The organism is Glaciimonas sp. Gout2, from assembly GCF_035018905.1.
Taxonomy (GTDB): Bacteria; Pseudomonadota; Gammaproteobacteria; order Burkholderiales; family Burkholderiaceae_D; genus Glaciimonas.
In genome coordinates, this window is record NZ_JASJXA010000008.1 from 1 (window position 1) to 12441 (window position 12441).

The 12441-nt window shown below is 48.5% G+C and carries 12 protein-coding genes and 1 pseudogene; 3 read left to right on the forward strand and 10 right to left on the reverse strand.

Annotated elements, in window-relative coordinates; translation table 11 throughout:
• On the forward strand, positions 1-743 hold a 743-nt coding region (locus QN379_RS07645), incomplete at its 5' end, for an SPFH domain-containing protein (protein ID WP_323506396.1).
• A 206-nt stretch (positions 744-949) separates the two neighbouring features.
• On the opposite strand, the gene QN379_RS07650 is transcribed toward QN379_RS07645, so the two are convergent.
• From QN379_RS07650 to QN379_RS07680, 7 genes and pseudogenes are all read right to left on the reverse strand, one after another.
• Positions 950-1504, reverse strand: a complete 555-nt coding sequence (locus tag QN379_RS07650; protein ID WP_322239846.1) for a glutathione peroxidase — start codon at positions 1502-1504, stop codon at positions 950-952.
• A 174-nt stretch (positions 1505-1678) separates the two neighbouring features.
• Positions 1679-2209, reverse strand: coding sequence for a carboxymuconolactone decarboxylase family protein (locus QN379_RS07655; RefSeq protein WP_323506397.1), 531 nt, complete (start codon positions 2207-2209; stop codon positions 1679-1681).
• Between the two features lie 16 nt (positions 2210-2225).
• The gene (locus QN379_RS07660; RefSeq protein WP_322239850.1) at positions 2226-2633 is read right to left on the reverse strand and encodes a hypothetical protein; all 408 of its coding nucleotides are present in this window, start codon (positions 2631-2633) and stop codon (positions 2226-2228) included.
• Between the two features lie 3 nt (positions 2634-2636).
• A pseudogene (locus QN379_RS07665) lies at positions 2637-2732 on the reverse strand (hypothetical protein); the annotation flags it as partial.
• A gap of 14 nt (positions 2733-2746) precedes the next feature.
• Positions 2747-3451, reverse strand: coding sequence for a fumarylacetoacetate hydrolase family protein (locus tag QN379_RS07670; protein ID WP_322239852.1), 705 nt, complete (start codon positions 3449-3451; stop codon positions 2747-2749).
• Positions 3448-3762 (reverse strand): hypothetical protein, encoded by a 315-nt coding sequence (locus QN379_RS07675; RefSeq protein ID WP_323506398.1) that lies wholly within the window; start codon positions 3760-3762, stop codon positions 3448-3450. Before QN379_RS07675 ends, QN379_RS07670 begins: the two co-directional genes overlap by 4 nt.
• Positions 3763-3767: 5 nt before the next feature.
• The gene (locus tag QN379_RS07680) at positions 3768-4526 is read right to left on the reverse strand and encodes an amidohydrolase family protein (protein WP_323506399.1); all 759 of its coding nucleotides are present in this window, start codon (positions 4524-4526) and stop codon (positions 3768-3770) included.
• Between the two features lie 419 nt (positions 4527-4945).
• Here QN379_RS07680 and QN379_RS07685 point away from each other — a divergent pair, with 419 nt between their 5' ends.
• The gene (locus QN379_RS07685) at positions 4946-5185 is read left to right on the forward strand and encodes a hypothetical protein (protein WP_323506400.1); all 240 of its coding nucleotides are present in this window, start codon (positions 4946-4948) and stop codon (positions 5183-5185) included.
• A 224-nt stretch (positions 5186-5409) separates the two neighbouring features.
• Here QN379_RS07685 and QN379_RS07690 read toward each other — a convergent pair whose 3' ends face one another.
• On the reverse strand, positions 5410-7602 hold the full coding sequence (locus QN379_RS07690; protein ID WP_323506401.1) for a TetR/AcrR family transcriptional regulator: 2193 nt from the start codon (positions 7600-7602) through the stop codon (positions 5410-5412).
• Positions 7603-8328: 726 nt separating this feature from the next.
• Between QN379_RS07690 and QN379_RS07695 the strand changes: the two genes are divergently transcribed.
• Positions 8329-8496: a hypothetical protein gene (locus tag QN379_RS07695; RefSeq protein ID WP_322239862.1), complete on the forward strand. Its 168-nt coding sequence runs from the start codon at positions 8329-8331 to the stop codon at positions 8494-8496.
• 352 nt (positions 8497-8848) lie between these two features.
• On the opposite strand, the gene QN379_RS07700 is transcribed toward QN379_RS07695, so the two are convergent.
• Entirely contained in the window at positions 8849-11167 is a 2319-nt protein-coding gene (locus QN379_RS07700) for a penicillin-binding protein 1A (RefSeq protein ID WP_323506452.1), read from the reverse strand.
• A 321-nt stretch (positions 11168-11488) separates the two neighbouring features.
• Positions 11489-12304, reverse strand: coding sequence for an alpha/beta hydrolase (locus QN379_RS07705; RefSeq protein ID WP_323506402.1), 816 nt, complete (start codon positions 12302-12304; stop codon positions 11489-11491).
• Positions 12305-12441: the final 137 nt, after the last annotated feature.

Below are 12441 nucleotides of genomic sequence, written 5' to 3' on the forward strand. Positions count from 1 at the left end.
TGAGCGGTCACGATGCGCCAGAATGGTCGGTCACGATAGACCAGAATCGGTGGTCACGATCGGCCAGAATACCCATCAGAGATATACAAGTAAATGATGCAGTCGGTACCACGCTCCGTATCGATATCTGGATGGATTATAAAGTGTCGGATGCCCGTAAGAGCATGTTCGCTATAGAGTCCTGGCGTACGGCGCTGAATCAATTAGTACCTGATGTGCTGATGACCCAGACCGGACGTGTACGTTTAGAAAATCTGCTATCTGACCGTGAGAGTATCGCTGAATCCGTATTCGAGGGAGTTCGCACTGAAGCGCTTAAATGGGGTGTTTCTATTGCGTCTCTATTTATTCAGGATGTTCGGGTATTGCCAGATATTTCTCGCCAGCTGTCTAGTCTGGTAGCGGCACAGATAGAAATGAAAAAGTCGCATCTGGAAGAAGAAGGCCGCATCAAAATTCAAGTATTGGACGCACAAACGGAGGTTCGCGTTGCAGAACTTCAGGCGCGCGCTAAATCAATGCACCCTATCGGCGTGGCCCGCGCTTACAGTAAGATGGCAGACCATCCAGGCCTGCTGGAAAGATTTCAGGAGCTGTACCAACTTTCCCTTTTGCCTTCAGGCCGGGTCGTTTCTTTTGTCGGTTTTGAGGGCAGTGAAATTGGCCCACTTGATGCAATGATGATTCCCGTAGAGGACAACGCTGCGAACCACATGGCGCAGGTCTCTAATTACTCTCGCTAAGCACTGCCATACCTGTCGGACCTGCACGGTGTAAAACCTCTGTCCGCCTCTCAGGTTAAAAATAAGAGGCGGACTACCGATAAACCTGAAATGCCGTATAGAGACTTCAAAGTAAGACAAATACTTCGATGCGGTGCTTAGGGCGTCCAATACGAACAGATTTTCTAGCACCTACATGACAAGTTGCCGTCAACAAGAGCAATAACTTAAGCTTTTGCCAGTTCTACCGCAATAGCCGAAGTGATTCGGGCATCTTCAACGCCAATATGCGGTGCAAAACGGCCAACTACCTGACCTTGTCGGTTAATCAAAAACTTTTCAAAATTCCATAAAACCTGTGGCGCTGGTGCCAGATCCAGGTTGTGTTTTTTCATCATCTCAAGAAAATCATCAGCGCCTTCAGTCTCTGGGAATGCCTCAGTTAGTGCAGCATAAAGCGGGTGCTGATCCTCACCGAGTACAGATATCTTGGAGAAAATAGGGAAACTGACACCATAGTTGAGTGAACAAAACTCTGCGATTTCTTTATCGGTTGCCAACTCCTGCTCGCGGAAATTTCCTGCAGGGAAGCCAAGAATAGACAGACCCGCTTCGTGCTTGTCGCGGTACATTTTTTCCAACTCAGCATACTGAGGCGTCAATCCGCATTTGGAAGCTACATTCACCACCAGGACAACCTGTCCCTGATAGTCTGACAAAGAGGCAGAACTGCCATCTGGACGTGAGAGGGGGATCTGCGTCAACGATTGCGTATTGTCCATCTTGTGAGAATCCTTTTTGGCGATTGTAGAGTAATGCTTTACTCAGGTTGAGGATGTCGTACGTGTCTCTGCTGATTTTAGCGCAGAATACCAAAGAGCGTCTTGCTCAGAGCCCTACGGAATAGTCGCCGATAAGGTGCTGGATAAATGGAGAGACTTAAACTGCGAGTGGAATTATGACTCGCCTTCGATGGTCGTTGTCTCATAGGCACATTGCACATAAGTCATGCGCCCACCAGCCAGCATGAGCGCACAAAACATATTCAGATCGACGATTTCTGGAACTGAAAACCATAACGCGAGTTCTGTAAAAACTGCGTCATTGATCGCCATATAATCTCCAGAAAATAATTCGGCATAACGTAACGCAGCGCGCTCCGATGCGTTAAAGCGATCACTGTCACTCGTCAAACAAGCGATGTCATCCTCAGATACGTTGTCAGTTTTGCGCGCTAACTGACAGGCCGTGCAGGTTGTGATAGAGGCGATCCGCAACCGAAACAGTTTCCGTAGGCGGCTGTCGAGCAGTGGATGATTATGTAGCTGATCAAGCGTACTAAGCCATGCCAGCGCAGCGTCTGGTCGGTGGCCCCATACTTGCACCGGGATCGTGGAAATCAGCATTCGACTTGCTTTGCCGCGCTCCCTGGCTTCGCGCAGCGGTTGTGGCAAATCATCCAACGATACCGGTGCAATCCGCGACATCTTTTTCTCTCTCGCTTTACGCCACTCGTTCGATGATCGTCGCCGTACCGTTTCCACCAGCGCAGCGAATGGTTTGCAAGCCAAACCGTGCATTGCGGCGCTCAAGTTCATGCAACGTACTAGCCATAATCCTTGCTCCGCTCGCACCGAGTGGATGCCCCAATGCAATCACCCCACCATTCACATTGAGACGATCATGTGACACACCAAGTTCACGCATCCATATTAACGGCACCGGAGCAAAGGCCTCATTCACCTCAAATAGGTCGATATCGTCCAATGTTAAACCCGCTTTTTCCAATACCTTGCGGGTTGCGGCAATCGGACCGGTCAGCATCAATGTCGGATCTGAGCCGACCGTTGTAACGGCACGAATACGGGCCCGGGCCTTGAGGCCAAGACTCTTCGCTTTATCGGCTGACATGATAAGCAATGCTGCTGCGCCATCCGAAATTTGCGATGCATTACCCGCTGTAATACGGCCGCCTTCTGGACGGAAGCTGGTCTTAGAGTCGTTAATGATGGTGGTCCTGGAGGTTACCTGCGCGGAGACTTCTCGCTAACAATGTTCGTCAGCACACCAATGCCCTCAACTGCTGCTTCTACAACATCCCCCGGATTGAGGAAACGCCCCGTTCCCATCCCAACACCTGCTGGTGAACCGGCGGGAAATTCATCCCGCGTAACGATCCACGGATCGACGCCGGTGGTGGCATCCTGACTTTTAGCGGCGGACAAATCCATACCGATACCGGGAGGCCCGCTATGCTGCAAATCCCGTGCGCTGACATCGTTGCCGACCGTATAACCCAATACGCTCGAAAGCGAATCGTCGTGATCGATCGTATCCGACCCAATCACCACCACCAACTCGACTTCATGATCGAGCTGATCAGTTAAAGGAGGGAACCGAATCTGATCTTGCGCGCCAATCAAAGCGCCATACGATTTCAAAAATGCGAAGGGTTGAGCGGGCGCTTTCAGGCCAAATTCAACCAAATGCTTAGCGTAATTTGCGCCTGCGACCCCGACCCGATTAACGCGCTCAATCGGTGGCAACAGAAGCACCGATGACAACGCCAGCACAGCGCCAGTAAAGCGCAGCGCCGACTGACCTTCCCCTCGCGTAATACGCGGCGCCCACTCGCTGAACTCGCCAGAGATGGGCGTGACAGTGCCCGTGCCCGTATCGACTAACGCCCAAAACGGCGCGCCACTATCCGTGCAGCGGGCGACCTTCATGCTGCTTTTACCAATGGCGTGACACTGCCAATTTTAGCTGGATCCAGATGCAATAACTCGCACGCATTTTTCCAGCGGATTTTGTCCAGTTCCATAGGTGACAATCTCAAACCATCTGTCAGATCATGGCGCACCACGTCGCCACCGCCAAAATTGCTGCCGTAGAGAATACGGTCAGGGCCGATGATATCGACCTTCGCCTGACGCATCGGCACTTCGTGCAATTCGACGTCAAAGTAAAAATTCTTCATGTGCGATAGCAACGGTTTTTTGTTGTACTTAACATCCAGATTTTGGTTGGTTTTTGCCAAACCACCTAGTTGGTAAGGAACGTAACCGCCACCGTGTGTAATGTAATTTTGAGGTTAGGGAAACGATTCAGCACACCGCCGCAAATCAGATTCCAGAAACAACGCGTCTCGTCATACTGCATACCGATGATAGCGGTGGTTTCGTAGTGGTCTTCGTTGGCTTTCTTGCCCCACGTGACTGACTGGTTATAGCCGTGAATAAACATCGGCAAATCCAGGTCGCACAATGTCGACCAGACGATATCCAGTTCCGGCGAATGGAATTCCAGGCCACCAAAGTTGGCGCCACCGGCGACCAGACCTTTAACACCCAGTTCGGTACAAGCACGACGTAATTCGATTGCTGCCGCCTCTGGCGCATTCAACGGAACGTGCGCCGAGAACATCAGACGATCAGGAGCGCGCGAGCAATATTCGGCCAGAACGTCGTTCACCTTACGTGCGAACGGCACTGCGAATTCGGCTTCGGTCCAGTACATGTAGCAATGCGATGGAACTGACACAACCTGCAAATTCTGACCCGCAGCGTCCATACCTGCCAGACGCGTTGTTGGATCGGCCCGGCGTGCCAGATAATCGGCCAACTTTGGTCCGGTGCCTGATCGTACAGCTGCCTTACGTTCTGGTGAACCGAGGCCAAAAATCCAGTCGCCGACGCGTCGTTTGATGTCATCATCTTCATGCTGCTCGAAAAATGGTCCCCAGTGCGGATGTTGGTCGTAATAACCTGGATGCGGTGCGTGCGCATGGAGATCGATAAGCATGTCTCGTGAACCGCTGCTAGTTGAGGAACAGTGCATCGAAGCAAAAAAGCGGAGAGGTTCAGTGCGATGTTGTGGCGTTATACCATCCGTCTGATTGAACACATATTTATTTTATGTTCTATATTTAGCCTTTTGCAGAATTAGTTGCAGTATAGAATAAGTCGTCATAATATAAAAATATGATTAATAATTAATTTGAACATATTTTTAAATTTCGTTTTTATTGATAATTCTTGGCGGTAAGAAATCGTTACGGGCCGGTTAAGGAGATCATCTTTAGGCATGGCATTTTGAGTAAATAGTTTTCATCTTACGTTGCTGGCAATCGGTCCATAATGTGTGCTTGGTTGTATCCGGGACAGCGTTTTTTGGCCGTGATGCAGGTGTTCGAAACAATAACCACGCATATTGGTGAATAAATGGTCATTCATAGTATTGAAGATGAGACCGGTGTCCATTGCGTCGACGTGGCGTTGGACGACAATGGCACTTTTACTTTTAAGGTGTTTCGTAAAGATCCGGAAGATCAGGGAAGATGGACGTTGGTTGCTGATTACGCTAAGACGACGTATGCGACTGAAGCTGAAGCGTTGGCTGTGGCTGGTGGGACAATACCATGGGTGAAAGATGTGCTTAATCTCCGCGGCAAGGATAGCTGATATTCAATGCCGTTTGTGTTTTGTGGTGATTTTGTGGTGTCGTCCGACAGTCGGTTATCTTTTCTTTTTCGTTGAATAGACTGGAAGCTCAGGCGACATTGGTTCGATGAAGAATCCTCGGTTCCTCGGTTTTAATTAACGAAAACCGATGAAGTGAGTGAGGCCGCGCTATCTATGACCCCACAAAAATAGCAAACTTATATCCGTCAAAGCCAGACCTCCCATCAAAGCCCCTTCCCCACCACAATCCCCCGAATCATCGTCCCTAACCGCAATGGCAAAAGCGACTTACCAACATCAGTCGGCACCAATAACTCACTAAGCACGTACCGAACCAGCAATTCACAAGCCAGATCGCGATCTATCTGGGTTGCCAACCGCTTGTCCCAATCATCAAACACAATTTCCAAAACCGATTTGTAACGCTCAACAGCGTCATCAAACATGCGTTGAAAAAAAGCAAAAGCATATTCCGGTGCTACCGCCAACAACCGCCGCACCTTATCCTGCCGTAAAAAATGATCAATATAACCAATCACCGCATTAAACCGATCATCAGGATCGGCATGCAACGTCGCCACTTCAACTAACCGTTGATGAAATTGCGCGCGCTGATGTTCGCTAAATGCATCAAGCAAAGCATCCTGTGAAGAAAAATAGCGATAAAAAGTCCCACGTGAAATACCCGCAACTTCACATACCGCCAGAATCGACACGCGCTCGACGCCCGAGACCAGAATGACCTCCTCAGCGGCTGCAATAATCTGTTGAATAGTCGTAACTGAGCGGCGATTGCGACCGGGCTCACGCGGCGGCGGGACGATTAATGCCACGCTTTTTTTACTTTTCTCGGCCGGTTTTACCACCATTGGTATATTTCCAATGTGTCCTTGTCGCTCTCCGATACTACTGATAAGCCTACCAATACGCTGCGGTAGCTGACGCCGATCACCCTCTCCCAACACTAATAATTCGCTCAGAACATACCGGATAATCATTTCGCAGATTAACTCACGGTCCAACTTTACCCCAAGGCGTGCATCCCACGCGTCAAACACGATCTTTAAGGCATCCTGAAAACGGTCAAGGGAATCAAGGAAAGCATGCTGAAAAAATCCGAACGCGTATTTTGGAGCAACCTGCAATAGGCGGCGTGCCTTGGTCCCTTTTAAAAAATTATCGAGATGGGCCACCAATGCGATGAAGCGCTCATCCGGGTCATCATAAGGCTCGGTCGCGCTAATCAATGCCTGATGGAATACGCCACGCTTATGCTGAGTATAGGCTTCTAAGAGTTCATCCTGAGACGAAAAATACCGGTAGAAAGTGCCGCGAGAGATACCAGCAACTTCGCATACAGTCAGAATAGAAACGCGGTCAACGCCAGATTCAAGAATGACCTGCTCAGTAGCGACCAGAATTTGATCAATGGTTTTTTCTGAGCGACGATTACGTCCAGGTTCATTGGTGGCATCACCGCGTGAGTCTCCTCCAGTTTCACTTCCACCTCGACGCTCATGGCGCAATTCGGTCTGCGCGGCGTCAGGATCAAATTTACTTAGATGGCACGATGCCAGCGGTTGAAGCAAAAAATCACCACCGCGAGAAATTGCGCCGATCAACTGGGTAATCCATGACAACAATTGACGCCGATCGCCTTTTCTCGGAACCAGAAGTTCGCTCAATACATAACGAATCAGCATTTCGCAAACCAATTCACGGTCAATACGAATTCCTAGCTTGGCATCCCACGCATCAAATACGATATCCAGTACTTCCTGAAAGCGATCTACAGAGTCATGGAAAATACGTTTGAAGAAGCCGAATGCGAACTCGGGTGCCACTTCCAGCAGCCGCCGCGCTTTGCTATGTTTGAGGTAATTATCCAGATAGGATATCAGCGCATTGAAACGATCTTCGGGCGTGAGGTAAGGTGCCGTCGCGGCATGCAGCGCAAGATGAAATCTGGCCCGCTTATGCTTGGAGAAAGCATCAAGTAGCTCATCTTGCGATGAAAAATAGCGATAAAACGTGCCGCGTGAAATGCCCGCGACTTCGCAGACGTTTTGGATAGCAACACGGTCTACACCCAACTCAAGAATCACTTGCTCGGCAGCGGCCAAAATTTGGTCGATTGTTTCTCCAGAGCGCTTGTTACGTCCGGGTTCACGGGGCGGTATTTCAGCTAACGTATTTTTAAGATCACTTTTTTTACTAGTATTTTTTTCACTGACTTTTGGGATGGTTTTTGCACTAATTTTTTTGTTCATTTTTTTACTTTCCACCGCCATTTTTTTGGCTCCCACCGACGTCAATTTCTGCTTACCATCAAGGCCAGCATTCAGCTTCACGGTTTGCTCTGTGGCCGAAATAGGCGATATACGCGATACACGCGATACACGCTCGTTACTTTTCATTGCCGACTCCGTTCTGTTTCTTTAATAGAAAAGTGTATTAAAACACATTGATAAATAAAAATTGCCATAGTCAAACCGATTATTCGAGGGTGTAAATAATTCTGTATTCCGATTTATATTCTAACCTTAATATTTAGGCATATCTAAAAATTTTGTTCTATTTATGATTATTATATTTACATATTTATTTAATTTGTACACTTTCAGAGAGAAACTGAAAAACGATGAAATAAGAAGGTTCTGTAAATGGATGTGATTTTTTGGAATTTTTTTTGGGGAATCAACGATTAACAAGTTACGGCGACATCAATCGAGAAAATTCCAGGCCAACATTGAAACGAGAGGAAATAACGCTGACGCCGAATTGCTGAACAAATCATGATGGCGGCTTACATGCAGTAAATCACCACCCAGTGCACAACCCCCAACAAGGTGTTGGCTGAACGGCACGCTTAGCGAAAATCGCTTTCATCTGGCATCGATTGGCAGGCCAGGTGCAACGTCTGCCTTTGAGGCCAAATCGCAGTGGCCTCTTCATACAAGAATAAAGTGAGGCCTGAAGTCACTGCCTATGTCGCGGTGAATGGCTTTATTTAAAAAACGCTATGCATGACTACATTGAGATGTTATGTAGATTTCGTATATCTCGTATGAGAACTAGAAATTGGAAATGCTTGGGACGTGCCCCCATACTGCATGCCATCAACACTTTCTTCGGAAACTACCATGACAGCGCAAAACATCTCACTATCCGCTAACGACTTCAATCAAGTCGCTGATACGGCAGCACATCCTGCTAATGATGTCGCTGTCAAACAAAGTCTGTTGCAGAAAATTTTTCTACTGTGGATTAAGCCTTACGAAAATGCGGGCGGTTTCATTCCACATATATAAGTCTTCACCCGATCACCAGCATAGTTGGTAATTCGGCCTAGTGATCTTATTTACAGATGTTCAGTAAGAAAGTTTGTTCAGGAAACCGCGAAATCACGCGGTTTTTTTTCGTTTTATTTTTGTCTTGTCATCAGTGGTTTGTGCTGGCAAAGCGCAAATACCAAATGGCACGTATAACGTCGCGCTCAACCCTTCTAAGGCTTCGGCTATCGATTGCTTCAAACCAGCTTTATATGCATTCGGCGAGCCACAGCATGATTGCTGGGGCTCGCCGAAATTATTTTAAGGGGCCAAAAGTATCGTGATATCAATTAAGACCATCGACTGACTGATGAATTAAACATTACACGTTTTAATGCCCATCAAATAGCTTCATGATGCTGCGCTTCTCGTCGTCTTCTGCTGTCGCGGGAGTGCCATCTTCATTTGTTCCCGATCCTCCGCCAACTCCCAATGAAGCAATGAAGCCGTTCCCTGGAGTGAAGTTATCGAAGAATAATTCATTGTTAATGGTAGTGATACCCTCGGGCATTGGCATCTGTACCTGTGGAACGCCACGCAATGCACGCCCCATATAACTGACCCAAATCGGTAATGCCAATTGTGCCCCAAACTCGCGGCTACCAAGAGTCTTCGGCTGATCAAAGCCCATCCATGCGACGGCGACCAATGAGTTTTGATAACCGGCAAACCAGCCATCGAAAGCGTCATTCGTTGTCCCTGTTTTACCGGCAATGTCAGTACGACCCAACACGTTAGTACCCGCACCCGTGCCACGCTGCGCCACGCTCTGCAACAAACTGGTCATGACATAGCTATTGCGTGCATCCAGTACTCGCGTTGCGTTCTGACCTGCTATTTCAGGCTGTGCGCGCGACAATGCTACGCCATGTGCATCCACGACTTCAGAGATCAAATACGGATTGACGCGATACCCGCCATTTGCCAGCACCGCGTAAGCTCCGGCCAGTTGCAGCGGCGTAGTCTGACCAGCACCCAGAGCTGTCGGCAGATACGGAGGAATTTTGTCCCGGTCAAAGCCGAAATGTGTGGTCACAAAATCTTGCGCATATTTAGCACCGATAGCATCCATCAGGCGCACAGTCACCAGATTCTTGGAGCGCTGTAAACCGGTCCGCATTGGCATTGGTCCATCCGGCGTATCGTCATCTTTCGGCTCCCAATTAGGTTGCCCGGGACCGCCCGGAAAAGAAACCGGCGAATCGTTAATGATCGACGCCGGACCGAAACCCTTTTCAAGAGCGGCGGAGTATATGAACGGTTTAAAAGTCGATCCCGGCTGACGCCATGCTTGCGTCACGTGATTGAATTTATTTTGATTGAAATCAAAGCCGCCAATCAATGTCTTGATCGCGCCGGTTTGCGGCGTCAGCGCCACCAACGTCGCCTCGACTGATGGTAGTTGAGTGATTTGCCATCCTTTTGGTGATTGCATGACGCGAATCACTGAACCAGGTTGAATGCGGTTATTTTTGGCAGCTTTTGGACTCAAGGCTGCAGCGGCAAAACGCAAACCCTCACCACTTACGGTGACCACGGTATCGTTACGCAGCATAACTTGCACTTGCTTACTGTCTGCGCTCAGTACCACGCCCGGCACAATATCATCGTTATCGGGCTTGTTATCAAGCGCATCACCGACGGCGTCATCGCGCTCATCGCCATTTGACGGTAATACAATCAATCCTTCCGGGCCTCGATATCCATGCCGACGATCGTAATCCATTACCCCTTTGCGCACCGCATCGTAACCAGCCTGTTGATCAACTGAGTTGAGAGTCGTAGTGACGCTTAGACCGCGGGTATAAATCTCATCTTTATACTGGGTATACAACATCTGACGGACCATTTCAGTCGCATATTCGGCATGTACGCTGTAAGTATTTCCGGTCGTCTTGACTTTGATATCTTCGGCGAAAGCCTGATCATATTCCGGCTGAGTGATGAATTCGAGCTGTAGCATGCGCTTTAAGATGTATTCCTGGCGAATACGCGCGCGCTTGGGGTTAACTACCGGGTTATAAGCTGACGGCGCTTTTGGAAGTCCGGCGAGCATCGCTGCCTGTGCCAGCGTGACATCTTTTAACTCTTTACCAAAATAAGCCCGAGCCGCTGCGGCAAACCCAAATGATCGCTGTCCCAGAAAAATCTGGTTCATATAGACTTCAAGAATCTGGTCTTTTGTTAAGGCATTTTCAATTTTGTAAGCCAGCAAAATTTCATAAATTTTACGCGTATAGGTTTTTTCGCTAGATAAAAATACGTTACGTGCAACTTGCATCGTAATCGTACTAGCACCTTGCGAAGCCCCGCCGTGCATAATATCAGTGCCAATTGCCCGCAGAATACCGATCAGATCGATTCCGCCATGTTGATAGAATCGCGCATCTTCAATGGCAAGCACGGCATTTTTCATGTTAGCCGGAATATCCTGCAACTTCACCAGGCTGCGGCGCTCTTCGCCAAACTCGCCAATCAAAACATGATCAGCGGTGTAAATGCGTAGCGGCACCTTGGGTCGATAATCGGTGATAGCGCCTAGATCCGGCAATTGCGGCTGCATCACCACCAGTGCGTAAGCTATCAGCAAACCACCAATGACTGCACCGGCAAGCACCACGCCGCCGATTGTGAATAACAATCCATGCAATAACGTGCCGTTTTGTTTTTTTGGCTGATGGAGGTGTGCCCTCGTCGATGTCAATTCCGCTAGTTTGGATTTGTCGGCAGGAGGTTTCAAATTGTTTTGTCGAGATTTTAATGTAAATAGCATAACGATATTGGATGGAATTAGCCCCATATCCTACAACATGCAGCGCGAACTACCCAGAATCGTCTGTAAGAAGAAGTAACTTTATTAAAAAAAGTAAAAATCTGGTTTAGGAAGTAGAGGGAAATTGGATAAAAAACCAATAGAATACGGTGCTAATTCAACAACAATTCAACAATAAGTCGATACAGATTCGATAGATCAGACAATAAGAAGTGATCGAATCATCTCGTCGGTAGCGCTGGCTGCCGCTTGCGGCGTCTGCAACGGGAACAAATGACCACCGGGAAGTAGTTTTATGTGGCTGCCAACCAATCGTCTGGTCGCTGCCATACCTGCTTGACGACACTCAACTGAATCAATCCCGCCGATAAAACCAACCGGGACCGGATAAGGTGGCCTCACAACCTGACCCAAGTGATGGGGTAAGGTCAAATAAACTGCTGTTTCAATTTCACGCTTAAAACGCAACGCTACACTTCCAGACTGCTCTACGGTGCCGTGCTCAACGTAATCGCGCAACACTTCTTCGGGCCAACTGGCGAACACCGGTTTAGTGGAGAAGTGCTGATAAACCGCCTCGGCATCGGGCCATTGAATACGACGGCGCTGCGAAAACCGTGCTGGAGACCAACGTCGGTCAATCCCCAGCGCTTTCGCCAATCTAAATACACCGGCTCGCCATCCTACGGTTACGGGCGCGTCTAACAGCACCACGCAACGTACCAGATCAGGGCGCTGTCTTGCGACCATTAAGGATAAAATTCCGCCCAGCGAATGACCGACCAAAATCACTGGCTGTTGATAGCGCACAAGCAATTCATTGACAAACTCTTGCACTAGCGCGGGCCAACCATCTGTTACCGGATAATCTGGATTATGGGCATGCATTTCCAGGGCATGGACATCGTAATTCTGACTTAACAGATCAAGAAAACGGCGATACGTTCCGGAAGGAAAGCTATTTCCATGCGCAAAATGCACAATGGGACGGGGCGACGGGATTTGGGAAACCATGGATGAAATATTCGTAAGTGTGCTTGTAACGGTATTTAATAGAGTCATTGCGGGCAGTGAAAAGTCCTTATCCACGCACACGCAGGATTTAATAGACTCTATTAAAAACCATAAGCGTTGTTTGTCACAAACCAAAT